Genomic DNA, 24,454 nt, shown 5'->3' on the forward strand with positions numbered 1-24,454 from the left:
GGCTTCCACCTATGTTTGAAGCAGCGTAACGGAGAAGATGCGATGACAAAGAAAACTCTGTCGGGCTTGTTTGCGGGCTTTCTGGTGTTGCTTCCGGTGACTGCGGCAAATTCGCAGGTGGTTGGCGAGGTCGGCGTCGACTGGATCGGCAATGATATCATGATAGAGGCGATCGCTGATCCGAAGATCAAAGGCGTGACGTGCCATGTGACCTATTTCGAGCGTGGCGTCATCGACCGGCTGAAAAACGGCAACTGGTTCGAAGACCCCTCCAACAACGCCATTTCCTGCAGCCAGACCGGGCCGGTGGAGATTGGTGACATCAATCTTTCGAAGGGCGGCGAGGAGGTGTTTCGGCAGGGGATGTCGCTGGTCTGGAAGAAACTCGTCGTCAGCCGCGTCTACGACAAGGCCAATGATACGCTGATTTATCTGGTCCACGCGCGGGAACTGACCGATGGTTCCGCGAAGATGGCGATATCGACGGTGCCGCTCTATAACCAGCAGGTGACATGGGAAAAGGGCAAGCCGTAAGGCTCGCCCCCGCAATTGCCATGCCGATGCCGTGGATTACGCGGCTTCGCGCGCCAGTTCGTCGGCGATAACCGTATCGAGGTTGAGGAAGCAGACCATGCTTTTTTCCAACGCGACGATGCCGCGGCAGAAGCTGCGCTGTTCTTCCGGAATGATATCGGGCGCGGGCTGCAGGTCTTCGGAGCGGATGGTCATCATGTCGGAGACCTGTTCCACCAGAAGGCCGACCAGCTTGCCGCCGATATCGGTAACGATGATGGCGGAGCGCTCGGAGGGCTCGGTCATTTTCATGCCGAGGCGGCCGGCCATGTCGATGACGGGAATGACGGCGCCGCGCAGGTTGATGAGGCCGAGAACATAGGGCGGGGTGTGCGGCATCGGGGTCACCGGCGCCCAGCCGCGGATTTCGCGGATCGCCATGATATCGATGCAGAATTCCTGATCGCCCAGATGAAAGGAAACGATTTCGAGATATGCGCCGGATTGCTTGATGGCGTTGGACATGACGGCAGGTTTCCTCTGATGGCTCTCTAACAGGCCCACGCAGGATTGAGCTTTATGCGGCGGCCGGAGAATGGACCGGGAGACATCATGTCGAGGCTTGAAAAGCCGCTGGGGTCATAATGCATGGCAAGATTTTAAACTTTCCCTAACAATTCTCCATCTCGCCACGGCAAACTCCAGTATTTTACCGGTTTTCGACTGTGCGTGGACGGGCTATGATGGGAACATGAACGCGCTCGTTTCCCATCCTCTGAGGTTTATTCTGGCTGGACTTTCCGTGGTGGCTTCGCTTGCCGTCGTGCTTCTTGCGTTTGACGGCTGGGTGCGGCACGGCACCGATATTTTCCTTTCCGCCGTGCAGAGCGGTATCGCCTGGTGCCTGTGACGCCGCGCCGTCGTCGGGCTTTGTGACAAATCAGCGCGGTCGGCTCAAATACGGCCAGTTGATTTGCCGTCGCCGCCGTCCTTCGCTATCTGTCTGTCGGACGCCCGGACACGGCGCCGGCTTTCGGGGTAGGATTGGACAATGAGAAATATTCGCATCGTATTGTGGGCGGTCGTGATCGTTCTAGCCGGCGTCGTCAGCTGGCTGACGATCGAAATGACGAAGACCCGCGAGCAGATGGTGGAGACCGCCTATGGCGTGCCGTTCGAACTGACGGCTCAAACGGGTCAGCCGATTACCGAAAAAGCCTTTCAGGGCAAGCCGACAGCGCTGTTCTTCGGTTTCACCCATTGCCCGGAAGTCTGCCCGACGACCCTGTTCGAGCTGAATGGCTGGATGGAGAAGGTGGATCCGGCCGGCGACAAGCTGCAGGCCTATTTTGTTTCCGTCGATCCCGAGCGTGATACGCCTGAAATCATGCAGCAGTATGTGTCCAACGTGTCGAAGCGGATCACCGGCATTACCGGACCGGCCGACAAGATTGCCGAGACGCTGAAAGGCTATCGCATCTATGCCAAAAAAGTGCCGGTGGATGAGAAGGACCCGAACGGCGATTACACCATGGATCACACGGCATCCGTTATCCTTCTCGATGCCAATGGCCGTTTTGCGGGAACGATCGCCTATGGTGAAAATCCCGATGTTGCCGAGCAGAAGCTTCAGAACCTGCTAAAGGGCGCGAAGGTTTAATTGCGTTCGGCTTATTGGACTGAGGGCGGTTTTGTGGCAAAGGCAGATTGAACAGCCGAAGCCAGAGGAAAAAGCCTGCCGTGAGCGAAATCCGACTTTACGTCACCACGACCGAAATCAAGGCCGGTGAAATTCTCGATTTGATGTCGGACTATTTCGGCGAGGAGGATGTTGCGATCGCCACGACCGAGGTGGACGAGAAGCGTGACATCTGGGAAGCCTCTGTCTATTTGATGGCGGAGCAGGAAGAGGAATTTCGCGAGCGCATCAGTACGCTGCTTGCGCCGGCCTTTCCGGGCCTTGTCATCGAGAAGGAGATTGTTCCTGATGTCGACTGGATCGCCAAATCGCTTGAAGGTTTGAAGCCTGTCCGGGCAGGGCGTTTCATTGTTCACGGCGCTCATGATCGCGACAAGGTGCGGCCGAACGATCTGGCCATCGAAATCGAGGCGGGACAGGCGTTCGGCACCGGCCATCATGGCACGACGGCGGGGTGCCTCGAAATGATCGAAGAGGTTCTGCGGGCGCGGCCCGTGCGCAACGCGCTCGATCTCGGCACTGGCAGCGGCGTTCTGGCCATCGCCGTGCGCAAGATGCGTCCTATTCCCGTGCTTGCGACGGACATCGATCCCGTCGCTGTGAGGGTGGCGAAGGAAAATGTCCGGCTTAACGGCATTGTTTCGGGCATGGTGCTGGAGACGGCGCCGGGTTTTCACTCGGACGCCTTCCGCAAGCATGGCCCGTTCGATCTCATCATCGCCAATATTCTCGCGCGGCCACTCATCAAGATGGCGCCGCAGCTCGTCACGCATCTGGCACCCGGCGGCACTGTCATCCTGTCGGGCATTCTGGCGTCACAGCGCTGGAAGGTGCTTTCCGCCTATAATGGCGCAAGGCTTTCCCATGTCCGCACCATCTGGCGCAATGGCTGGGTGACGCTGCATCTTCGCAAGGACTGAAGCTCTCGCAACATTTATTGCGGACAGAAGAAAAAGGCGGCGCTTTCGCGCCGCCTGAAAACCCGCGAGCCTGGGAGGAGCTTGCTCAAGCGGGTAGACGTATTCCTGTCCGGACGCGGGGTAGGGAGGAATGCCGCGCCGGATAAAATCAGAATACGTAGCTGGACTTTGCCTTGCGACGCAGATCGGCGCGGTTCATGCCGAGCGCTTCGAGCGACTTGTCGTCGAGGTTCAGAAGGGCGGCGTTGACATGACGGCTGACCTGACGCTCGCGTGCTTCAACGACGCGATCGAAGGCGGTGCGGAGGAAAGATTTTGCCATTGCTTCAAATCCTTGTTTGCCAGGAGAGTGTCTCTCTCGCTGTGTTGATCCTGATATAAGCGATGTGTTTTTGTTTGGTTAGAGGGTATATTTCAGGGTAGGAATGCATTTTTTGCATATCACTAAGCCTTCAGTATTACTTATTTCGCAAAATATGCCCAATTTATCACCGCAATCCCGGGCATCACTTATGTCTTGAAACCGGCTTTGTCCGCGTGGCATTGTCGTTGCGCGCCAACGATTTGATGGTGCCGACAAACAGCTTTCTCCATGTCAGTTCCCGAAAGATGCCCATGTTCCAGACCTTCGAAAACAAATCCGCGCCGCAATTCGGCAAGGCTCGCGTCGAGGCGCTGCGCGCCGGTTTCGATGCCCTCGGTATCGATGGGTTTCTGGTGCCGCGTGCCGATGAATATCAGGGAGAATATGTGCCTGAGTGCGCCGAGCGCCTCTCATGGTTGACCGGATTTACCGGTTCCGCCGGCATTGCACTGGTAACGCGGACGGAAGCGGTGGTATTCGTCGATGGGCGCTATACGACGCAGCTAAGCTCGCAGGTTGACCAGACAGTGTTCACTGGTGGTGATCTGGTCGGTGCGCCACCTTCCGTTTGGCTTGCCGAACATGCTCCAAAGGGTTTCCGGCTTGGTATCGATCCGTGGCTGCACACCGGCGCCGAATTGAAGCGGCTGGAAAAGGCGATCGCCGGCAAGGGCGGTTCAATCGTTCTTCTGGAAAAGAACCCGCTCGACGCGCTGTGGCAGGACCGTCCCTCCGAACCGCTGGAGCCCGTCGTCATCCAGCCAGAGGCATTTACCGGCGAGCTGGCGAAGGAGAAGATTGCCTCACTGGCGGAAACCGTTTCCGCAAAGGGGGCAGATGCACTGCTGGTGACCGACCCTTCGTCCATCGCCTGGATTTTCAATGTTCGCGGCAACGACGTGCCGCATACACCGCACCCGCTCGCCCGCGCGATCATTTATGCAGATGGCAGGGCCGATATTTTTCTCGACAAGCGCAAGACCGGCATCGAGGCCGAGGCCTATCTGGCGCAGCTCGCGACACAATTGCCGCCGTCGAAGATCGCGGATCGCCTGCACGCCATTGCCAGCGCCAAAGGCCGGGTGATGGTGGATGCCGATCTGACGCCAGTGGCGCTGACCGGCGCAATTACCGCAGCGGGCGGCTCCCTGATCGAGGAAGCCGATCCAGTCCGTCTGCCCCGCGCGCGCAAGAACAGAGCTGAGCTTGCCGGTTCCGCCGCCGCCCATGTGCAGGATGGGGCGGCCATGGTCGAATATCTTTGCTGGCTGGATCGCCAGCAGCCCGGCACGGTGACGGAAATCGACGCCGTCAAGGCGCTGGAGGCGGCTCGCGTCAAGGTGGGGCAGGGGCTGCAAAACCCGCTCAAGGATGTCTCTTTCGACACGATTTCCGGGGCCGGCGCACATGCCGCCATCATCCATTACCGCGTCACGACAGATACGGATCGCACACTTGCCGATGGTGAGATGTTCCTCGTCGATTCCGGTGCGCAATATGTCAACGGCACCACGGACATCACCCGCACCGTTGCCGTCGGCAGCGTTCCGGAGGAGCAGAAGCGCTTCTTCACGCTGGTCCTGAAGGGCATGATCGGCATAAGCACCGCACGGTTTCCAAAGGGAACGCGCGGTTGCGATCTCGATCCGCTGGCGCGCATCGCTCTCTGGAAAGCTGGCGCGGATTATGCCCACGGCACCGGCCACGGTGTCGGTTCCTATCTTTCGGTGCATGAGGGGCCGCAGCGCATTTCGCGGCTGTCGACACAGGAGCTTTTGCCCGGCATGATCCTGTCGAACGAGCCGGGTTATTATCGTCCCGGTGCCTTCGGCATCCGTATCGAAAACCTCATCTATGTGCGCGAGGCGGAAGAGGTGGCCGGAGGCGACCAGCCAATGTTCTCTTTCGAGACGCTGACATGGTGCCCCATTGACCGACGGCTGGTGGTCACCGCACTTTTAACTGACGAGGAGCTCAACTGGCTAAATGCCTACCACACAGGCGTGCTGGAGAAGCTTTCTCCCCTGATAACCGACGAAGAAGTCAAGGCGTGGCTCGTTGGGGCGACCAAGCCATTGGAGCGGGTTGCTTAAAGCAGCCCGAAATGCCGGATGGCGATGACGATGGCCCAGCCGATGGCGAGCATCGTCAGGCCGGGAAAGCGCAGGCAGACCAGAAGGGCGCCCACCATGCCGATCTTCACCTCGTATCCGCCTTCAAAAAAGGCGGGTGCGACGAGTGTGGTGAGAACCGCCACGGGAACGGCGTTCAGGCCCGCCTCCATCCGCGGCGGGATGGATTTCATCCGCGTCATCAACACATAACCGCCGATGCGGGTGAGATAGGTGGCGATGGCGGCTAGTGCGATCAGGAAAATCGTATCTGCGTGCAGAACGTTACTCATGGCTTTTCCACCCCATTCTCAGAATTCGTCGCGCCATTCGGTTTCGGCGGATAGAGGACCGCGACGAGAATTCCGGCGACGGCGCCGAGACTGACATGCCACGGCGAACCGACGATGTGATAGGCGACCGTTGCGCCGACTGCACTTGCCAGCATGACAGGGTAGAAATTTTCTCGCTGACGGAAGCTCAGCACCATGCCCATGAAATAGATCGGGAGCAGGACATCGAGGCCGATGGCTTTCGGGTCGCCGATCATATTGCCGAGCGATGCGCCCAGAATGGTCATGGCCAGCCACAGCACATAAACGGGTGCCGCAAAGCCCATGTACCAGGAAAAGCCCACCGTGCCGGTATTTTCGTATTTCCTCACCGATTCGGCGAATTGCGGATCCACCAGCACGAAGAAACCCGCGGCCTTCTGCAGGAATGACCAGTTCGAGATCATTCTGGCAATGGCGGCGGAATAGAGGATATGGCGGAAATTGACGGCGAACACGGAAAGAACGATCAGCCAGGGGGCAACCTTCTGGCCGAACAGTTCGATACCGACGAGCTGGCTTGCGCCGGCGTAGACGGTGCCGCTCATGATCGTGGCTTCGGTGACGCTCAGCCCGTTATCGACCGCGACCGCGCCGAACAGCGCACCGAAAGGGGCGGCGGAGAGGGCGATCGGAAAACCGCCCTTCAATCCCTCGCGAAAATCTTTATTGAACATCTCTGGAACTCCTTGCCGCCGCTCTATCGCCGTCCCGTCCGACTGGCAAACGAATTGCATGAATGGATCGATTGATTAACTTGAAGCTTCCGTTACGGTATGGTGCCGGCGGACGGTCTCGTGGCCGTCTTCCGACGCCGCTAAATAATCAGACCATGGAAGATCGATGCTGGAGAAGCAGGAGAAGGCCGCGTTGGCCGCACGTGTCCGGAACTATCTTGCCCGGGAAGCCGAAGCCGAAATCGGCCTTCTGCAGGCGGAAATCTTCGTGGATTTTCTGGCGGAGGAATTGGGATATGTGTTCTACAATCAGGGGCTTCGCGATGCGCAGGCGGCGATCCTGAGACGTCTTGAGGACGCGGCGGGGGATATAGACGTGCTGGAGAAACCGAAGCCGCGCTGATGCACCCACCGCGCAGACGCCCGTCAAAAGGGCTCCTGTGGCGAGCACAGCAATCGGTAAAGTGGTAGGCACAGCTCCCTTTAATCGCGCAATATGTCGCGGCTTTTAAGAATGATTGCGCCTTTTTCACGCATCGTCGCAATCGCGGCCTTTATACCCTGCGGGTCGATGCCGCGGCTGGCATCTTCGATGAAGCGGACTTTGACGCCGGGCAGCATGTCCAGCGCATCGAGCACCGAAAAACTGACGCAATAATCGGTGGCGAGGCCACAGACATCGAGTTGCGTCACGCCCTGTCGGGTCAGATAATCGGAAAGCCCCGTCGTCGCGCCCTGGTCATTGTCGCGAAAGGCGGAGTAGCTGTCGACAGCGGGGTTTTCGCCTTTCTGCTGAATGTAGTCGAAAGCTTCCGTCTTCAGATCCGGGTGGAATTCCGCATCCGCCGTGCCCTGCACGCAATGGTCGGGCCACATCATCTGCGGTTTGCCGGAGAGTTCGCCCATGTCGAAGGGTTTCTTGCCGGGATGCTGCGAGGCGAAACTGCCGTGGTTTTCCGGGTGCCAGTCCTGCGAGGCGACGATGAGGTCGTAGCCGCCATTGTCGATCAGGGCATTGGCAGTCGGCACAACCTTGTCTCCATCGGCAACGGCCAGATTGCCGCCCGGGCAGAAACCGTTCTGAATATCGATGAGCAGCAACGCCTTCATGATGGCCTCCCTTTTCCGGGCAGGATGCCAAGCTGCTCCTGGGGGATCAAGCCTTTTTCCGCCTGCCCGGCATGTGCTGTGGTGGGGAGCAGCGACCTTTCATGTCGCACTCCTGCCGCATTTCCAGCAAATTTCCGGCAAAGTCGGAAATTACCTGACAATACGGCGGAAATTTTTCAAGGCCAATGACGCCATTAGGGCGCTTCCCCGGGACCACGCGGTGCACAGGCACCCGGTATCCGCGTAAGTCATTGTTTTGCCTTAGCCCCACAATGCGCAGACCTTAACGAAATATTTTTGCAGGGACTCGTAAACACTTTGGTTACCATAATTCGTCATGCTTCGAACCAGTCAGTTCCGAAAGCGGCCCGGTGTTCGCCCGTTCTTCGGATGTCCCAAAATCCCTCCGGCGTCGGCCGGGTATGCGTGAACGGTTCGAGTAACGAGTATCATGGCGTTTTCTGCTGCGGCCTATAACGGCGCCGGTCTTGCCGGTTCGCATTCCCTCAAGAGAGGCAAATCCTTTTCGTTCGGGCGAATGTCGGCGCTTCTTGGTGGCGGTGCCTTTGCCGGCATTTTTGCCTTTGCCGCTTTCGCTTCGCTGCACGGCATGGCCGCCGCCTCGCATGGCGTCGGACAATTTGAAAAGACCCTTGTGGCAAGGCTGGATACCGCCGAGGCGGCGATTGCCCGCACGGCGGCGCGTGATATTCACGTCCGCAAGTTTTCCCGCCTGAGCGACCACAGTCACGGCCAGCAGAAGGCCGTCCGCCTTGCCGGCATCATGCCGGAGATCGGCGCGAAAGAATTCGGCGAACGATTTGGCGCGGCGGCGAACGCCAAAGGACAGGCGACCGTCAAGGAACTTGCCGCGCTTCAGCCTTCCGCGATCGTCGATTCGGCGCTTGGACGCACCTCCGAGGTTGCCTATCAGAGCGCCGTTCCGCAGCATCCGGCATTCGAAGTGGCGCTGGCCCGACCGCAGGTCGAGGAAGAGGCAAGCAGTCTGCTTCCCGACGACGTGCCGCTGCCAAGCTTCAGACCTGATGTCGCGACAGCTCAAACGGTCGAGCCGTCACCGCGTCCTGCGGCAACTGCCAAGGCGGATGAGCGCGTTCCCGCTATCGCCTCTGCGCCTGCTTTCGATGCGCCGGTTCCGCTGCGGGCGCCGCAGGTGCCGAAACAGAGCACCGGCGCCATGCTGGCCTTCGCGAAACCGGATAATCCGATGCGTGAGCCAAGCAAGATGGATGCGGTTCCGTGGCCTGACCGTGGCAATGGCACGGCGATCTACGATATTTCTTCCGGCGTGGTGCACATGCCGAATGGCGAGAAACTGGAAGCGCATTCCGGTATCGGCAAGATGCGCGACAATCCCGATTATGTTCACGTCAAGATGCGCGGGTCCACACCGCCTTCAAGCTACAAGCTGACAATGCGCGAGGCGCGCTTCCACGGCGTTGAAGCCATTCGCCTGACGCCGGAAAACGGTGTCAATCCGCACGGCCGCGACGGGCTTCTTGCTCATACATACATGCTGGCGAAACGCGGCGAATCCAATGGCTGCGTTGTGTTTCGCGACTATTCCCGCTTCCTCGCGGCCTTCAAGCGCGGTGAGGTCAAGCGCATGGTGGTCGTGCCGAAGCTGAACGGCAACCGCCCGACGCTTGCGAGCAGCGGTGGTAAAAGCGGCGGCAAGACGCTGCTCGGCATGTTCTCGCGCGGCAGCGACTCGTGACTGCGCGAATATTTAACGGCTGCGCCGCTGCGTCAGCACCATGCCGGCCAGAATGAGCAGGATGCCGAGAGCGCTGGCCCAGACTTTCGGCGGATGATCGCTGAAAAGATCGAGCATCACACCCGAGACCATCTGGCCGCTTATGACCAGAAGCGCGGTGTTGACCGCGCCGATGCGGGGGATGAGCCAGCTTCCCGAAGCGATGAAGACGACGCCGATGGGGCCGCCGATAAAGGAAAGCCAGGGTGCATCGGCCGCACCCGGTGGAATGAGGCCGCCGACAACGAGTCCGATCACGGTCAGCACGGCAAAACCGACGATGTGGTTCCAGAAAGACGCGATGAGCGGCGAGTTTGACAGGCTGAGTCGGCCGTTGATCTGGCGGCTCAGCGCCACGAAGACGCCGCCGGTAAAGGCCATGGCGATCCAGACGATCATGCCGTTCTCCCGACAAGGATGATGAGTGCGCTGCCGCATAGAATGAGCGCCACTGCCGCCATGTCCCGAAGGTCCGGCTTTCTTCTGGGCAGTCCGAACAGACCGAAAATATCAGCCAGAAGGCTGAAGATGACCTGTCCACCAAGTCCGAGCGCAATGGTTCCCGAAAGCGCCAGCGGTGAATTGACGGCGGTGGAGGTGAGGATGACGATCGCGGCACCCACAACGCCGCCGCAATAGGCCCAGAGCGGCGCTTTCGGTTTTGCCGGGGCCGAAAGGTCTTTCTTCGAACGCATGATAGCCAGATAGACCAGCGCCGCCACCGTGCCGGTGCCGTGCGCCGTCCAGGAAGAAAACAGCGCGTTGCCGTAATGGGCCAGCTGTCCGTTGAAATGCACCATCAGCGTCAAAAGACAACCGCTGGCGAAGGCGGCGGCGAGATGCAGCGGATTCAGGCGTGGATGCGTCGTGTCTGTCATGTCGGATCGGAAAAGCTGAAGATGGACACGAGCTTTAGCCCATCTGCGCCTGAATCGGAATCGAATTGCGAGAGCTGGCGGATTTGGACGAGATTATCCTGTGCGTTGCGGAACAAGCGATGTGGCCACGCATTATTGCAGCATGAAGAAAACGACACGCAAACCGTTGAACCGGATGACGATTTTCGTCGTCTCGATTTTTATTGTCGGAGCCGTTGTGGCGGCAATTTATCTCATCGGCTTCACGCCCGGCGAAGTGTAAGACGGAGCGATCAATGACCGGCTGGGGCGGCGTTGCCCTTGCCGCGTTCCATTGCAACGCGCGCCCTGGCGACCGCGAAGCGAATACCGCGCAGCAGGAACCGGCTGGTTTCCAGATAGGCCCGATAGGGCAGGACAGTGAAATACCGCCAGCGCGGCAGGCGGTAAATGCGCAGATTGTTCTGGATCTGGCTTTCACCATCCGCATCCTGTGTGGCGCAGAGCGGATAGATGAAGGCGGCCTTCAAGCCGGAGAGATATTCAAGATCGAAGGCGATATCGTAGGCGAGCCGCATCGGGATGAGCTTCGATATCCATTGCCCGGCGCGACGGTTGACGAGATAGGCGCCTGAGCCTTTTTCGCGTGTCAGCGCAATGGCGAGCGAGCGACCGTTCGAGAGCGGACGGAACGGAAATTTCCGGCCATTGCTGACCGTCGTGAGACGCAGCAAGTCCCAGTCTGAGCCATTCAGCGCCGCCTCATCGATCGCATTTAGAAAATCATCATCGAAGATCACGTCATCCTCGAGGATGAGCGAGATATCGGCATCGCCTTCCATGAATTTTCGGGCGCAGGCGACATGGCTGAGATAGCAACCGATTTCCGGAGGTGACGTGCGGCGGCCATGCATCAGCATATAGGAAATTTCGCTGAATTCCGGGATTGGATAATTCAGCTCCCTGCCATTGACGCCTGGGATGCGCTCCGCCTTGAGACCCATGGCATCAAGGCGCGCGGTCATATCCGCGAGGCGCTTGGTGGCGCCGTCCATGTTGATCAGGAAAACCGCAAGCTTGCGCTGGCTTTTCGGCAATATATGCAAAGCAGTCCTCACCCGGTTCTCACATCCCATTGCAACTCCTTTATTGCAATGGCGTGACGTGGGCTATGGGAAAAGCGGCCTTCAGGCACTCATAGTTGTTGAATCAAACCTTTTCCACAAATCCATCCAGCACGCGCTTCTGGCCGGCGCGGTCGAAGTCGATGGTGAGCTTGTTCCCCTCGATGGCAGCGATATTGCCGTTGCCGAACTTGATGTGGAAGACGCGGTCGCCGACGAAGAATCTTGACGGCGTGTCGGCCACGGATTTGGCCACCAGTTCCCCATCGATGGTGCGGGTGCGCGGGCCGCTTTCGCCATAACCGATTCGTTCCACCGCATGGCCGGAGCGCGTGCCCCAGTTGTCGCGGGTGGCATCGCTACGGTTCTGCTGCGCACGTTTCCAGCCCGGGGTTGAATAGGTGTTCGCAAAGGGATCTGCCTTGTCGAAACGCGATTGTCCGTAGCCACCACGCCCGCCATACCCGCCGTAATTGCTGTCGGATGCTGCGACATCGACATGGGCGGGCGGCAGTTCATCCAGGAAGCGCGAGGGCAGGGTGGATTGCCACAGCCCGTGAATGCGCCGGTTCGAGACGAACCAGATATGGCAGAGTTTCTTGGCACGCGTAATGCCGACATAGGCAAGACGACGTTCTTCCTCCAGACCGGAGCGGCCGCCTTCATCCAGCGCCCGCTGGTGCGGAAACAGGCCTTCTTCCCAGCCGGGCAGGAAGACGGTGTCGAATTCCAGACCCTTGGCGGAATGCAGCGTCATGATGGAGACGGCATCGAGATTTTCGTTCTGCTCGGCATCCATGACGAGGGCGACATGCTCGAGGAAACCGCGCATGCTTTCAAAGGCTTCCATCGAGCGGATGAGTTCCTTCAGGTTCTCAAGGCGTCCGGGCGCTTCGGCCGTCTTGTCGGCCTGCCACATGGCGGTATAGCCGCTTTCGTCGAGAATCTGCTCGGCAAGCGTGGTGTGCTCGGTGTTTTCGAGCAGACCCTGCCAGCGGCGGAAATCCTGCACCACATCGAACAGCGCCTTGCGGGCCTTCGGTTTCAGCTCGTCGGTTTCGATGATGTCGGCCGCCGCCGCCAGCATCGGAATGTCGCGGGCACGCGCATAGTCGTGCAGGTTGCGGATCGTCGTATCGCCAAGGCCGCGCTTGGGCGTATTGACGATCCGCTCGAAGGCGAGATCGTCGGCCGGCTGGCAGACGAGGCGAAAATAGGCCATGGCATCGCGGATTTCGAGGCGCTCATAAAAGCGCGGGCCGCCGATGACGCGGTAATTGAGGCCGAGCGTGACAAAACGGTCTTCGAATTCGCGCATCTGGAAGGAGGCGCGGACGAGGATCGCCATGTCGTTCAGCATATTACCTTTGCGCTGAAGCTGCTCGATCTCTTCGCCGACTGCGCGGGCTTCCTCCTCCGAATCCCAGGCAGCATGCACCACGACCTTTTCGTCGTCAGGGCTGCTGCGTTCGGTAAACAGCGCCTTGCCGAGGCGTCCCTCATTATGCGCGATGAGGTGGCCGGCCGCGCCGAGAATATGCTCGGTGGAGCGGTAATTGCGTTCGAGCTTGATGACCTTGGCGCCGGGAAAATCCTTGTCGAAGCGCAGGATATTGTCCACTTCCGCGCCGCGCCAGCCATAGATCGACTGGTCGTCGTCACCCACACAGCAGACGTTTTGCGGCTCGCCCTTGGCGCGCTGCGCAAGCAGCCGCAGCCACATATATTGCGCCGTGTTGGTGTCCTGATATTCGTCCACCAGAATGTAACGGAACTTCTGGTGATACTCCTTCAGAATATCGGCGTGGCGGCGGAAGATGCTGATCGGGTGCATCAGAAGATCGCCGAAATCGCAGGCATTCAGCGTTTTCAGCCGGTTCTGATAGGCGGTATAGAGCTCGCGGCCCTTGCCATTGGCGAAGGCGCGGCTGTCTCCTTCAGGAATATCCGGCGGCGTCAGGCCCTTGTTCTTCCAGCCGTCGATCATGCCGGCGAACTGTTTGGCCGGCCAGCGTTTGTCATCGAGACCTTCGGCCTGGATGAGCTGCTTGATCAGCCGCACCACGTCATCCGTATCGAGAATGGTGAAATCCGACTTCAGGCCGACGAGTTCGGCGTGACGACGCAACAGCTTGACGCCGATGGAGTGGAACGTGCCGAGCCAGGGCATGCCCTCGACCGCGCCGCCGACGAGAACGCCGATGCGTTCCTTCATCTCGCGGGCGGCCTTGTTGGTGAAGGTCACGGCAAGGATCTGGCTGGGATAGGCCCGGCCCGTTGCGAGAATATGGGCAATGCGGGTTGTCAGAACACGGGTCTTGCCGGTGCCGGCGCCGGCGAGGACGAGAACCGGCCCGTCCAGCGTTTCCACGGCATCGCGCTGTTCCGGGTTGAGGCCGGAAAGATAATCGGGTGCGGCACGCGTTTGATCGCGCGCAGCCATGGCGCGGGCGGCAATGCCAAGCCCGCCGCCGTTTTCCGAAGGGGCATTGTTCGTCGCCCTGCGCGGCGCCACGGGTTCCTCATCGAAGAACGGCATATCGTCAAAACTGTTGCTCATGCGGCCCAATGTAGTGATTCGGGATATAAAGGCCAGAACCGCGTTCTGCTTTTATTCCGGTATCGCCGCTCAAAACGCCTATTCCAAGGCATTATTTCGGGTTCATGCCCTCTGGTCGGCATCAAAAGCGGCATCGACAGGCACTTGAAGGGCCACCGCAAGCTGGTTGGTCTTGGCGGCGAGCGCGATAATCCGCATCAGATCGGCATGCTGTTCATTCGTCATGCCCTTGGCTTTCGCGGCCGCCGTATGGGAATGGGCACAATAGGAGCAGCCATTGGTGACGGACACTGCGATGTAAAGCATTTCCTTCACCAGCGGGTCGAGCGCCGAGGGTGTCGCCATCACCGCCTTGACCTCGGCCCATGTCTTTTCCAGAAGATCAGGATCAAAGGCGAGGTAAAGCCACATATTGTTGATGAAGTCCGATTTGCGGGTGGTGCGGATATCATCGAACACCGCTTTCACGCGCGGATCGGCTTCGGGATTTTGTGTTTTCGTGACGGTGCTCATGGCTTCCTCCGGCTCATTTCGTGCTGACAGACTACCGCGCTGAACAATATTTGCGATAATATAGCATTTATGGTGTGCTCGACGAGAATCCATCACAAATTACAATTACGTAAGAAACGTATTTGTGCGTTGCCTCGTTTTAAACGACGGGGAATACTGCTGATGTCCCGAAGCCTGTGCTTCAGGGGCTTTCTTATGCTGCGATGATCAACCGGAGAACTATATGCGGGTGTGGAAACAGGTGGGTGTCAGTCTGGCCGTGGTGGGGGCAGGTCTCTGTCTCTGGGGCGTCTATTCGCCCGACGCCCGCAATATGCTCGCCAGCATCGGGCTGGTCAAAGCACCCGCTGCTTCGGTCGAAGTCGCCGCAGCCGGCGGACCGGCGGCCGGCGCGCCGATGGGACAGAATGCGGGTGGCGCACGCCGCAACAATAACGCCACACTGGTTGTGACCGCCCCTGTGAAGAAAGGCACGGTCAACGACCGGTTGAACGCCATCGGCAATGGCGAGGCGATCCAGTCCGTCGTCGTCATGCCGCAGGTTTCCGGCACGCTTTCTGAAATTCGTACATCGTCCGGTGCACGCGTCGTGAAGGGGCAGGTGCTGGCGCGGCTCGATGACGAGGAGCAGGTGATCGAACGCGACAAGGCGCAGGTGGCGCTGCGCAGCGCCGTCGAAAAATCCAATTCCTACAAGAACCTGAAATCCGTTTCCCGCCTCGACGTGCTGGATGCCCAGATTGCCGAAGAAGCCGCCAAGCTTGCGCTGAGCACCGCCGAACTCAATCTCAAGCGGCGTGATATCGTCGCGCCCATCGAAGGCGTGGCCGGTATCGTCGCCGCCAATATCGGTGACAATGTCACGACGCAGTCCACCATTGTCAGCATTGACGACCGGTCTGAAATTCTCGTCAATTTCTGGGCTCCCGAGCGTTTTGCGACTGCGATCAAGGTCGGCATGCCGGTGGAGGCCACGTCGATTTCGCGCCCGGGTGAGACTTTCAAGGGGGAGATCGAGGCCGTCGACAACCGTGTCGACGAGGCGAGCCGCACCATCCGCATCCGGGCAAAGTTCGGAAATGAGAAGGATGAGTTGAGGGCGGGCATGTCATTCGGCGTCACCATGCGCTTCGCCGGGGAAACTTATGCCTCGGTTGATCCGCTGGCCGTGCAGTGGGATGCGGAAGGCTCCTATGTCTGGCGTGTGGCTGACAATAAATCCAACAAGGTGCGGGTGCAGATCGTGCAGCGCAACCCGGATGCCGTTCTCGTCAAGGCTGAACTGGCGGAAGGCGAACCTGTCGTGATTGAGGGCCTGCAGCGCGTGCGCGAAGGCGGGGCGGTGCGGGTCGGCAACCAGCCCAAGCCCGAGGAGGTTGCCAGCCAATGACGACCCAGCCGCCTTCCGGTCAGGATTCCAAGCTCGCCTTTACCGCATTGTTCGTGCGTCGGCCAATTCTGGCAGCGGTCCTTAACACGCTGCTGGTCGTTGCCGGCCTCGCCGCTCTGGTCGGCGTCGAAGTGCGCGAACTGCCCGACGTCGACCGGCCGACGATCAGCGTCAGGACCACGTATGAAGGTGCCGCGCCTGAAACGATCGATCAGGAGGTAACGCAGACCATCGAAGGTGCGGTGGCGCGTGTCAGCGGCATCAAATCCATCGCGTCCAACTCACAATTCGGCACCAGCCGCGTGACGATGGAGTTCGGCGACAATGTCGACATGGCCGTTGCGGCCAATGATGTGCGCGATGCCATTGGCCGCGTCACCAACCAGTTGCCTGACGATGCTGACGAACCGCAGATCATCAAGGCGGATTCCGACAGCCAGCCGATCATGCGGCTTGCCGTCACCTCGTCCACGCTCGGTATGGAAGACCTGACAAAGCTGGTGGATGACGAAATCATCGACCGTCTGGCTGCCGTCGATGGTGTGGCCGATGTGGAGCTTTACGGCGACCAGGAAAAGGTCTTTCGCGTCGATCTCAATCAGGCAGCATTGGCGAGCCGCGGTCTGACGGTGACCGATGTTTCCAACGCGCTTGCAAGCGCTGCCCTCGATGTCCCGGCGGGTTCGCTGAAAAGCACGACGCAGGATATCGTCGTGCGCGCCACCGCGAGCCTGACAAAGCCCGAGGATTTTTCCAATCTTCTCATCAAGAACAATATCCGCCTCAGGGATGTGGCGACCGTCATGCTGGGGGCGGACGACGAATCCACGTCGCTGCGCTCGAACGGCGTTCAGGGCGTCGGTCTTGGCATCATCCGCCAGGCACAGTCAAACACGCTCAGTATCTCGACCGGTGTGAAAGCCGCCGTCGACGCCATGTCGGCCAATCTGCCGGAGGGCACGCGTGTCGTCGTGACCAGTGACGATGCCGTCTTCATCGAAGGCGCGCTGCACGAGGTCGAACTGGCGCTCGGGCTCTCGGCGATCATCGTCGTTGTGGTGCTTTATCTCTTCCTGCGCGACTGGCGCGCCACCCTCATTCCGGCGATCACCATGCCGGTGGCGCTGATTGGCACCATCGTCGCCATTTATATGGTCGGCTTCTCCGTCAATATCCTGACACTGCTCGCCATCGTTCTGGCGACTGGTCTGGTGGTCGATGACGCCATCGTGGTGCTGGAAAATATCGTGCGCCGCCGGGCGGAAGGCATGGGGCCCCGGGCCGCTGCCGTTCTCGGCACGCAGGAGGTGTTTTTCGCCGTCATCGCGACGACGGCGACGCTGGCTGCCGTGTTCATTCCGCTTTCTTTCCTGCCGGGTCAGCTTGGCGGCCTGTTCCGTGAATTCGGTTTTGTCCTGGCCTTCGCGGTGGGTTTGTCCTCCATCGTGGCACTGACGCTGTGCCCGATGCTTGCTTCGCGCATGCTGAAGGAGGGGCTGAAGGAGCCGACTGGGCCGCTCGCCTGGTTCGGTAATGTCTTTGCCTCCACATACAAGTCGACGCTGTCCGCCTGCCTCAACAACCCCCTCATCGTCATCGTCGTTGCGCTCATCTTTTCCGGCCTGTCGTGGATCGCATTCGGCATGATCCAGAGTGAATTGACGCCGCGCGAGGACCGCGCCTCTATCATGATGCGGGTCACCGCGCCGCAGGGCGTCAGCCTCGAATATACCCGCGACCAGTTGCAGCGGATCGAAGAAAACCTGCAGCCGCTTCGCGACAGCGGGGAAATCCGTAACATCTACTCCATCACTGGCATGAATGGCTCGTCCAATACCGGCTTCATGGTGCTGACGCTGGCGCCCTGGGCCGACCGAGATCGCACGCAGAACCAGATCGCTGCCGATGTCACCTCTGCCGCCAACAAGGTTCCGGCGTTGCGGGGCAACGCCATGCAGCCGAACAGCCTCCGCATTCGCGGCGCCGGCAACGGATTGCAGATGGCGATGGTCGGCAGCAATTATGCGGCGCTGACAGAGGCGACGCAGAAATTGCTGCTTTCCATGGAAGAAAGCGGCCTGTTTGATACGCCACGTTTCGACAACGAACCCAATCAGGCGCAGATTTCGGTCTCCATCGACCGTGAGCGCGCGTCTGATCTCGGCATCGACATCACCGGCCTCTCTCGCGCCATGCAGTCGCTGCTGGAAGGGCGCTCGATTGTCGACGTCTTCGTGGATGGCGATGCGATCCCGGTGCGGCTCCTGTCCTCCACCCGGCCGATCAATGATCCGACCGATCTTGAGAATGTCTTCCTGAAGACGGGTGACGGCAAGATCGTGCCGATGTCGGTCATCGCGTCGCTCAAGGAAAATGCGGTCGCGCCGCAGCTCAACCGCGAACAGCAGCTTCCCTCCGTCGGCTTTACCGCCAATCTCAAGGACGGCGTTTCGCTGGGCGAGGCGCTGCAAAAGGTGAACGAGCTCTCGCAATCCGTCCTGCCGCCCGGTGCACGCTTGCTGCCGCTGGGCGAGGCTGCAACACTGGAGGAGAATTCGAGCGGCATGCTGCTGACCTTCGGTTTCGCGATTGCCATCATCTTCCTCGTGCTTGCCGCGCAGTTCGAAAGCGTGCTGAGTTCGATCATCATCATGTCAACGGTGCCGCTCGGCCTTGCCTGTGCCGTCATCGCGCTGCTCGTCACCGGCTCCAGCCTCAATGTCTACAGCCAGATCGGCCTCGTGCTGCTCGTTGGCGTCATGGCGAAGAACGGTATCCTGATTGTTGAATTCGCCAACCATCTGCGCGATCAGGGTGCAACCGTGCGGGAAGCTATCGAAAAAGCCACCAGCATCCGTCTGCGTCCGGTCATGATGACGATGATCGCGACCATCCTTGGCGGCGTGCCGCTGGTTCTGGCGCAGGGAGCCGGCGCCGAGGCGCGCATCGCGCTCGGCTGGGTCATCGTCGGCGGCCTCGGCTTCGCGACGCTGGTGACGCTTTACATCACACCGGTCTCCTACCTGCTGATCGCCCGCTTCGCCAAACCGCAAGCGGATGAGGAAATCCGCCTTCACCGCGAACTGGAACTTGCCGCCCGCCGCAAGGCGCTGGAGGAAGACAAGCCGCTGCTTGCTGCGGAATAAAAACGGTTGCTGCCTTGCCGTCTGGCGCCATTGCGCGGCTGGACAAAGCGTTAACCTTATCCCATACCACCTGACGGAATTTCGTAACGGATCGAATCCTTTACGGGCTGATGTTGCGGTGGAGACGGACGATGGCGTTGAAAGATGTGGTGGCGGGAAAGCGTAACGAAGAGGGCATTGCGTCTGCGCTCGCCGTTTTGAAGCAGCAACTCGGCGACAGGCTCCAGACCGGACAGGCGTTCCGGGAGCAGCACGGCCACACCACCACCTATCTGACACTCCAGGCGCCTGACGGTGTCGTTTTTGCCGAGAGTGCTGATGATGTGAAGGCCGTCGTGAAGGTCTGCTCGCAATATAAGGTGCCGGTGATTCCGTTTGGGACGGGGTCTTCGCTGGAAGGGCAGGTGAATGCGCCCAGCGGCGGAATCTGCATCGATTTCAGCCGGATGAATCGCATCATTGAGGTGAATGCCGAAGATCTTGATGTGACGGTGGAGCCGGGCGTGACGCGCGAGGACCTCAATGTCTATCTGCGCGATACCGGCCTGTTCTTCCCGATCGATCCCGGCGCCAATGCCTCGATCGGCGGCATGGCCTCGACACGCGCTTCCGGCACCAATGCCGTGCGTTACGGCACGATGAAGGACAATGTGCTCGCCGTTACCGCCGTCGTCGCCAACGGCGAGGAAATCCGCACCGCGCGCCGCGCTCGGAAGTCGTCTGCCGGCTATGACCTGACGCGGCTTTTCGTGGGGGCCGAGGGGACGCTCGGCGTCATCACTTCGGTGACGCTACGGCTGCAGGGCATACCGGAAAAGATCGCCGGCGGCGTCTGCACATTCGACAGCATCAAGGCAGCCTGCGATGCCGTCATCATGACGATCCAGATGGGGGTTCCGGTTGCCCGTATCGAATTGCTCGACGAGGTCCAGGTCCGGGCCTGCAATGCCTATTCCGGCCTGAACTATGCGGAGAAGCCGACGCTTTTCTTGGAGTTCCACGGCACCGAGGAAACGGCGGCGCTACAATCGCAGCAGTTCGCAGAAATCGCGGCTGAATGCGGAAGCATCGACTTCCGCTGGACAAGCGATGCCGCCGAACGCAACAAGCTCTGGAAGGCGCGGCACGACGCCTATTGGGCCTCGCGGGCGCTTGCGCCCCATCTCGACGGGCTTTCCACCGATGTCTGCGTGCCGATTTCGAGGCTGGCGGATTGCGTGGTTGAAACGCAGCTGGATATCCAGGAAAACGGCTTTCTCGCACCGATCGTCGGCCATGCCGGCGACGGGAACTTTCATGTCCTTATTCTGTTCGATGGAAAAGATGCGGAAAGCGTAGCGAAAACCGAAGCCTTCGTTGCCCGTCTCAACCGCCGCGCCATCGCCATGGACGGCACCTGCACCGGCGAACACGGCATAGGACAGGGCAAGATGAGTTTCCTCGCCGAAGAGGCCGGCAATGCATTGGATGTGATGCGCGCCATCAAAATGTCGCTCGACCCGGACAACATTTTCAATCCGGGCAAGTTGTTCCGTCTTGTCTGATCGTTCTCACATTTGATTGGTACAAAAGGCTGCTTGCCGTTAAGGCAAAAAAGAATAGGTTTGCAGCGTTCGTGAAGGGAGATGCAGGTCAGTGCTCGGGCGTATTCTGGTTTTTCTGGGCGGACTGCTGGCGGTGGTGCTGTTTTCGGCGCTGCTTATTCCCTATTTCGTCGACTGGACGGATTTCCGCCGTGATTTTGAGGACCAGGCGAGCCGTATTCTCGGCAAGAAGGTTGTGGTGCATGGCCGCGTCGAGGCTCGCATCCTGCCGTTCCCTTCGGTAACGTTGCATGATGTCCGGGCCGGGACGGATGCCGATGGATCGCCGCTCATCCAGGTCGCGCGTTTTTCCATGGACGCCGAGCTCGCGCCCTTCCTTTCCGGCGAGGCGCGCATCTTTGACATGCGCATCGAGGAACCCAAGGCGAAGATCAGGCTGCTGAAAGACGGCACGCTGGACTGGATGCGCGGCAGCCGCGCGGAAATTCCCGCCCGAACCGTGGTTCTGGAAAGCGTCCAGATTGAGGGCGGCCAGATCGAGTTCATCGACGAGCAATCGGGCCGCAACCGCCTGATCACCGGTCTTACCGCCGATATGTCCGCCAATTCGCTGGCCGGACCATGGAAAGCGGACGGGCGAGCTGCCGTCGACGGGCATCCCGGCTCTTTCTCCCTCTCAAGCAGCGAACCTGATTATGCCAATGGCCGCATGGGCCTTCGCGTTCGTGTCGTGCCGGATGAGCATCCCGTCGAGGTCGATCTGGATGGCGTCATCGCCGCAGCGGCGGGAAAGCCCGCCTATAGCGGTTCCTTTTCTTTCAGCTTCAGGGAAGACGAAAAGCAGAAACAGGCCGGGCAATCGCTCTTCTCCTCGCCGCGCACCCGCGGCAGTTTTGAACTGACCAATGAGAGCGTGCGTATACCGAGCTACCGCATGGAACTCGGCGGTAACGAAAATCCCTATGTCGTGACCGGAGAGGCGACGCTCGATACCGGCGCCAAGCCCGAATTCCTGCTGACGGCCGATGGCCAGCAGATCGATGTCGCACGTTTTGCGCCGCCTGTCGTGCAGACGGGCAAGACCTCGCGCCAGCCCACCGTTTCCGTGCGCCAGCGCATCGAGGCCTTTGCCGCCATGGTGGCGCGCATTCCCGTACCGCCGGTGCCGGGCAAGGCGAGCATCAGCCTTCCCGCCCTGGTTTCCGACGACACGACCATTCGTGACATCCGGCTGGATGTTCGGCCGCAGGGCAGCGGCTGGCAGGTGGTGAATGCGGTGGCGACGTTGCCAGGAAGAACCCAGCTGGAGGCCAAGGGATCGTTGACCCTGCTTGGTGGTCCGGCCTTCAACGGCAATATGCTCGTTGCGTCCAACCAGCCCTCGGGGCTGGCGAACTGGCTTTCAGGCTCCGTCGATCCGGCCATCCGGCAACTCAATGCCGCCGGCTTTTCTGCCGATGTCTCGTTGACGACGCTGAACCAGCGCTTCGACAATCTGGAGCTCGCCATCGGCGACGCGTCGCTGAAAGGCGAGCTGGAACGGCGCTCCGACGGCAAGACCTCCAATCTTTCGATCGATCTTGCGGGCAACGAAATCGACCTGGACGCGCTGAAGGCACTCGGCAGTCTGGCGCTCGGCGATCAGGTCGGAAGCTCGGTTCTCGACCACCGCATTACTGCGAAGTTCAAGGCCGACCGGTTCAACATAGCCGGGGTGACCGCCAATCAGGTCGAGACCGCCTTCACGATGGCGGGCGGGGTTCTTTCGCTGGAAAATATGACGGCCGGCGATATCGCCGGTGCAGAGGTCAGGGCAAGAGGCGAATTGCAGGGCTCGTTGCTGAAATATGCGGGCAAGGGCACGGTGAACCTGCACGCGGCGGATATGCAGCCCTTCTTTACGATGCTGCAGCAGAAACTGCCTGCTCATCCCTTCCTCAGCCGCCTGGCGGCCAGCGCGCCATGGTACGCCAATTCCGACCTTGCAATGGATGTCTCGGTCAACAGCGAAAACGGCGGCGCCAATGTTGCCGTCTCCGGTACCGTTAACGGCAGCCGGCTGTCCGCCGTTGCCAAGATGCCGGATTTCCTGTCGATCACCGATGACACGGCCATGTCACTGGAAGCTGTCTTGAAAAACCAGTCGACGGCCATCCTGTTCGGGCAGGCCGGGCTTGACCCGTTGCCCTTCGACGCTGACGGCGAGGGCCTCCTGTCCGTCAAGCTCAATGGCACGCTCGGCGCGCCGGCACAGACCGATATCCGCTTCTCGACGGAACGCACACATTTTTCGGCGAACGGCTCCTTTGCCGTTTCAGCTGCCAATTTCGGTGAAGGCAGCGCCGATGTCGTTCTCGAAAGCGCTGATATCGAGCCCTATCTCATCATGAATGCCGTTGGGCTGCCGCAGCTCGGTGGGGGCATGGCGGTGAAGGCCAATGCGAAAGTTGCGGTGGATGGACAAAAAATTGCGCTTTCTTCTGTCGGCGGACAGGCAGGCGGTAATCCCTTCTCCGGCAACCTGACGTTCGAACGCGCCGCGCCCCATTCCGTCAGCGGCGATCTCTCAGTCCGGACCGCCGATCTCGCGTGGCTTGGCGACGCAATCTATGGTCCGGTGATCGATCCGGAAACCGGGGGCCTCAATGCCAAGCCGCTGGCCATGCCGGCCTTTGCGCAGCTCAAGGCGTCTCTGTCGCTCAAGGCGGAAAGCTTCGAGGCTGGACCTTTCGGCACGGTCACGGGTTTGACGGCCAAGGTAACGCATGATTCGGGCAGTCTCGCACTCGACGACATCACTGGCGGCTTCATGGGCGGCAAGATTGCGGGACGGTTTGCGATGTCCACGGGCGAGGGGGCGGGCATTTTCCGCACCAAGATCGCGGTAACCGACGCCAATCCGGAGCCGATCCTTTGGGCGAATGCGAACGGTCCGGTTGCGACCGGCCGCGTGGCCATTGATCTCACGGCAGAATCGACCGGCAAAAGCGTTGGTGAAATGCTGAAATCAGCGGGTGGCTCGGGTGAAATCCGGGCCAGCGGGCTGGTGCTGAAGGGGCTCAATCCCGGTGCCCTGCCGCCAATCCTGCAGGCGGCGGATGGGTTGCAGCAGCCGATCGATGCTCCGAAAGTTCGGCCGCTGGTGGACCAGAGCCTGTGGCAGGACGAGATCGGGCTCGGCGATGTATCCCTGCCGTTCTCGGTGAATGGTGGTGCGCTGCATTTCCAGAATTTGCGGGCGGCGATCGATCCATTGACGCTGACAGCCGATGCGACGGTTGATCTTGCTGCTTTCACGGTGAATGGCGACTTCGATCTCCTGTTCAATCCCGGCACCGAAACGGTTGCCGGCGCCGAACCGTCTTTGCGCCTGAATTACAACGGTCCGCTTGCTGCGCCAGCCCTGACGACCGACGTTTCGGCGCTCACCAACTACCTGTCCCTGCGGGCCTTCGAAAAGGAGCGGCGCAGGGTGGAGGCAATGCAGGCAAGCGTTCTTGAAAAGCAACGCCTGCGCCGCGAAGTGGCGCTTTATCGTTTCCAGGCGGCTGAGCGGCAGGCGGAAAAGGAACGGGCGGAGGCGGAAGCCAAGGCGAAGGCAGAGGAAGAAGCGCGGCTGAAGGCTGCTGCCGAAGAACGTCTGCGGCAGGAAAAAGAACAGCAGGAACGTTTGCAGCAGCAACAGCAGCAGCCCGTGCCGCAGCCGCAGTCAGCGCCGGTTCTGGTGGTGCCACCGACGGAAAATGCAATCCGGGAACTCGCCCCGGAAAATGCTCCCGCCAATCCGTAATTTTCCGAAAAGGGCTCGGCGTCGCTT

General features: G+C 60.0%; 21 protein-coding genes. 11 read left to right on the plus strand and 10 right to left on the minus strand.

What is annotated here, in order from left to right; all coding sequences use genetic code 11:
* Positions 1-42 precede the first annotated feature (42 nt).
* Entirely contained in the window at positions 43-534 is a 492-nt protein-coding gene (locus FHW77_RS06580) for a CreA family protein (RefSeq protein WP_004442768.1), read from the plus strand.
* A 36-nt stretch (positions 535-570) separates the two neighbouring features.
* Here FHW77_RS06580 and FHW77_RS06585 read toward each other — a convergent pair whose 3' ends face one another.
* Positions 571-1,038: a chemotaxis protein CheW gene (locus FHW77_RS06585; RefSeq protein WP_003522339.1), complete on the minus strand. Its 468-nt coding sequence runs from the start codon at positions 1,036-1,038 to the stop codon at positions 571-573.
* 226 nt (positions 1,039-1,264) lie between these two features.
* On the opposite strand from FHW77_RS06585, the gene FHW77_RS06590 reads away from it, so the two are divergent.
* The 3 genes from FHW77_RS06590 to FHW77_RS06600 all read left to right on the plus strand — a co-directional run bounded on the left by FHW77_RS06590 (position 1,265) and on the right by FHW77_RS06600 (position 3,132).
* Positions 1,265-1,423: a hypothetical protein gene (locus FHW77_RS06590; RefSeq protein WP_168247042.1), complete on the plus strand. Its 159-nt coding sequence runs from the start codon at positions 1,265-1,267 to the stop codon at positions 1,421-1,423.
* A gap of 141 nt (positions 1,424-1,564) precedes the next feature.
* The gene (gene sco / locus FHW77_RS06595; RefSeq protein WP_004442764.1) at positions 1,565-2,173 is read left to right on the plus strand and encodes a cytochrome oxidase assembly protein Sco; all 609 of its coding nucleotides are present in this window, start codon (positions 1,565-1,567) and stop codon (positions 2,171-2,173) included.
* An 80-nt stretch (positions 2,174-2,253) separates the two neighbouring features.
* Complete coding sequence (locus tag FHW77_RS06600) at positions 2,254-3,132, plus strand: 50S ribosomal protein L11 methyltransferase (RefSeq protein ID WP_004442762.1); 879 nt, start codon at positions 2,254-2,256, stop codon at positions 3,130-3,132.
* Positions 3,133-3,280: 148 nt separating this feature from the next.
* Here the strand turns inward: FHW77_RS06600 and FHW77_RS06605 are convergent, their stop codons facing one another.
* On the minus strand, positions 3,281-3,454 hold the full coding sequence (locus FHW77_RS06605; RefSeq protein ID WP_003522343.1) for a hypothetical protein: 174 nt from the start codon (positions 3,452-3,454) through the stop codon (positions 3,281-3,283).
* A gap of 293 nt (positions 3,455-3,747) precedes the next feature.
* On the opposite strand from FHW77_RS06605, the gene FHW77_RS06610 reads away from it, so the two are divergent.
* Entirely contained in the window at positions 3,748-5,589 is a 1,842-nt protein-coding gene (locus tag FHW77_RS06610; RefSeq protein WP_004442760.1) for an aminopeptidase P family protein, read from the plus strand.
* Here FHW77_RS06610 and FHW77_RS06615 read toward each other — a convergent pair.
* Both FHW77_RS06615 and FHW77_RS06620 read right to left on the minus strand, forming a co-directional pair.
* On the minus strand, positions 5,586-5,900 hold the full coding sequence (locus FHW77_RS06615) for an AzlD family protein (protein WP_004442758.1): 315 nt from the start codon (positions 5,898-5,900) through the stop codon (positions 5,586-5,588). The two genes, FHW77_RS06610 and FHW77_RS06615, sit on opposite strands and share 4 nt — an antisense overlap.
* Positions 5,897-6,616 carry an AzlC family ABC transporter permease gene (locus tag FHW77_RS06620; protein ID WP_004442756.1) on the minus strand — a complete coding sequence of 240 codons (720 nt, stop codon included), beginning with the start codon at positions 6,614-6,616 and terminating at the stop codon, positions 5,897-5,899. The genes FHW77_RS06615 and FHW77_RS06620 overlap by 4 nt, the downstream gene beginning before the upstream one ends.
* Before the next feature lie 166 nt (positions 6,617-6,782).
* Between FHW77_RS06620 and FHW77_RS06625 the strand changes: the two genes are divergently transcribed.
* Complete coding sequence (locus tag FHW77_RS06625) at positions 6,783-7,019, plus strand: DUF2164 domain-containing protein (protein WP_004442755.1); 237 nt, start codon at positions 6,783-6,785, stop codon at positions 7,017-7,019.
* A gap of 80 nt (positions 7,020-7,099) precedes the next feature.
* On the opposite strand, the gene pncA is transcribed toward FHW77_RS06625, so the two are convergent.
* Entirely contained in the window at positions 7,100-7,726 is a 627-nt protein-coding gene (gene pncA, locus FHW77_RS06630) for a bifunctional nicotinamidase/pyrazinamidase (protein WP_034498807.1), read from the minus strand.
* A gap of 451 nt (positions 7,727-8,177) precedes the next feature.
* Here pncA and FHW77_RS06635 point away from each other — a divergent pair, with 451 nt between their 5' ends.
* Positions 8,178-9,464, plus strand: coding sequence for a DUF2778 domain-containing protein (locus FHW77_RS06635; RefSeq protein WP_004442753.1), 1,287 nt, complete (start codon positions 8,178-8,180; stop codon positions 9,462-9,464).
* A gap of 12 nt (positions 9,465-9,476) precedes the next feature.
* On the opposite strand, the gene FHW77_RS06640 is transcribed toward FHW77_RS06635, so the two are convergent.
* From FHW77_RS06640 to FHW77_RS06660, 5 genes are all read right to left on the minus strand, one after another.
* Positions 9,477-9,902 (minus strand): DMT family transporter, encoded by a 426-nt coding sequence (locus FHW77_RS06640; protein ID WP_004442752.1) that lies wholly within the window; start codon positions 9,900-9,902, stop codon positions 9,477-9,479.
* Positions 9,899-10,381 carry a DMT family transporter gene (locus tag FHW77_RS06645; protein WP_004442751.1) on the minus strand — a complete coding sequence of 161 codons (483 nt, stop codon included), beginning with the start codon at positions 10,379-10,381 and terminating at the stop codon, positions 9,899-9,901. Before FHW77_RS06645 ends, FHW77_RS06640 begins: the two co-directional genes overlap by 4 nt.
* 272 nt (positions 10,382-10,653) lie before the next feature.
* Complete coding sequence (locus FHW77_RS06650; protein WP_034498809.1) at positions 10,654-11,466, minus strand: glycosyltransferase family 25 protein; 813 nt, start codon at positions 11,464-11,466, stop codon at positions 10,654-10,656.
* 103 nt (positions 11,467-11,569) lie between these two features.
* A complete protein-coding gene (locus tag FHW77_RS06655; RefSeq protein ID WP_182590363.1) occupies positions 11,570-14,044 on the minus strand; it encodes an ATP-dependent helicase in 2,475 nt (824 codons plus the stop codon).
* Between the two features lie 102 nt (positions 14,045-14,146).
* Positions 14,147-14,557 carry a carboxymuconolactone decarboxylase family protein gene (locus tag FHW77_RS06660; protein WP_004442748.1) on the minus strand — a complete coding sequence of 137 codons (411 nt, stop codon included), beginning with the start codon at positions 14,555-14,557 and terminating at the stop codon, positions 14,147-14,149.
* Between the two features lie 223 nt (positions 14,558-14,780).
* Between FHW77_RS06660 and FHW77_RS06665 the strand changes: the two genes are divergently transcribed.
* From FHW77_RS06665 to FHW77_RS06680, 4 genes are all read left to right on the plus strand, one after another.
* On the plus strand, positions 14,781-15,947 hold the full coding sequence (locus FHW77_RS06665; RefSeq protein WP_004442747.1) for an efflux RND transporter periplasmic adaptor subunit: 1,167 nt from the start codon (positions 14,781-14,783) through the stop codon (positions 15,945-15,947).
* The gene (locus FHW77_RS06670; protein ID WP_004442746.1) at positions 15,944-19,093 is read left to right on the plus strand and encodes an efflux RND transporter permease subunit; all 3,150 of its coding nucleotides are present in this window, start codon (positions 15,944-15,946) and stop codon (positions 19,091-19,093) included. The genes FHW77_RS06665 and FHW77_RS06670 overlap by 4 nt, the downstream gene beginning before the upstream one ends.
* 131 nt (positions 19,094-19,224) lie before the next feature.
* Positions 19,225-20,637 (plus strand): FAD-binding oxidoreductase, encoded by a 1,413-nt coding sequence (locus tag FHW77_RS06675; protein ID WP_004442745.1) that lies wholly within the window; start codon positions 19,225-19,227, stop codon positions 20,635-20,637.
* Positions 20,638-20,728: 91 nt separating this feature from the next.
* Complete coding sequence (locus FHW77_RS06680) at positions 20,729-24,427, plus strand: AsmA family protein (RefSeq protein WP_004442744.1); 3,699 nt, start codon at positions 20,729-20,731, stop codon at positions 24,425-24,427.
* Positions 24,428-24,454: the final 27 nt, after the last annotated feature.

The sequence above is a fragment of the Agrobacterium sp. RC10-4-1 genome, from assembly GCF_014138475.1.
GTDB classification, from domain to species: domain Bacteria; phylum Pseudomonadota; class Alphaproteobacteria; order Rhizobiales; family Rhizobiaceae; genus Agrobacterium; species Agrobacterium pusense.

Coding starts and splice junctions, on each gene's coding strand:
- FHW77_RS06585 (WP_003522339.1), bottom strand. CDS start 1,038: ATGTCCAACGCCATCAAGCAATCCGGCGCATATCTCGAAATCGTTTCC.
- sco (WP_004442764.1), top strand. CDS start 1,565: ATGAGAAATATTCGCATCGTATTGTGGGCGGTCGTGATCGTTCTAGCC.
- FHW77_RS06665 (WP_004442747.1), top strand. CDS start 14,781: ATGCGGGTGTGGAAACAGGTGGGTGTCAGTCTGGCCGTGGTGGGGGCA.
- FHW77_RS06655 (WP_182590363.1), bottom strand. CDS start 14,044: ATGAGCAACAGTTTTGACGATATGCCGTTCTTCGATGAGGAACCCGTG.
- FHW77_RS06620 (WP_004442756.1), bottom strand. CDS start 6,616: ATGTTCAATAAAGATTTTCGCGAGGGATTGAAGGGCGGTTTTCCGATC.
- FHW77_RS06580 (WP_004442768.1), top strand. CDS start 43: ATGACAAAGAAAACTCTGTCGGGCTTGTTTGCGGGCTTTCTGGTGTTG.
- FHW77_RS06625 (WP_004442755.1), top strand. CDS start 6,783: ATGCTGGAGAAGCAGGAGAAGGCCGCGTTGGCCGCACGTGTCCGGAAC.
- FHW77_RS06590 (WP_168247042.1), top strand. CDS start 1,265: ATGAACGCGCTCGTTTCCCATCCTCTGAGGTTTATTCTGGCTGGACTT.
- FHW77_RS06675 (WP_004442745.1), top strand. CDS start 19,225: ATGGCGTTGAAAGATGTGGTGGCGGGAAAGCGTAACGAAGAGGGCATT.
- FHW77_RS06670 (WP_004442746.1), top strand. CDS start 15,944: ATGACGACCCAGCCGCCTTCCGGTCAGGATTCCAAGCTCGCCTTTACC.
- FHW77_RS06640 (WP_004442752.1), bottom strand. CDS start 9,902: ATGATCGTCTGGATCGCCATGGCCTTTACCGGCGGCGTCTTCGTGGCG.
- FHW77_RS06605 (WP_003522343.1), bottom strand. CDS start 3,454: ATGGCAAAATCTTTCCTCCGCACCGCCTTCGATCGCGTCGTTGAAGCA.
- FHW77_RS06660 (WP_004442748.1), bottom strand. CDS start 14,557: ATGAGCACCGTCACGAAAACACAAAATCCCGAAGCCGATCCGCGCGTG.
- FHW77_RS06615 (WP_004442758.1), bottom strand. CDS start 5,900: ATGAGTAACGTTCTGCACGCAGATACGATTTTCCTGATCGCACTAGCC.
- pncA (WP_034498807.1), bottom strand. CDS start 7,726: ATGAAGGCGTTGCTGCTCATCGATATTCAGAACGGTTTCTGCCCGGGC.
- FHW77_RS06635 (WP_004442753.1), top strand. CDS start 8,178: ATGGCGTTTTCTGCTGCGGCCTATAACGGCGCCGGTCTTGCCGGTTCG.
- FHW77_RS06645 (WP_004442751.1), bottom strand. CDS start 10,381: ATGACAGACACGACGCATCCACGCCTGAATCCGCTGCATCTCGCCGCC.
- FHW77_RS06610 (WP_004442760.1), top strand. CDS start 3,748: ATGTTCCAGACCTTCGAAAACAAATCCGCGCCGCAATTCGGCAAGGCT.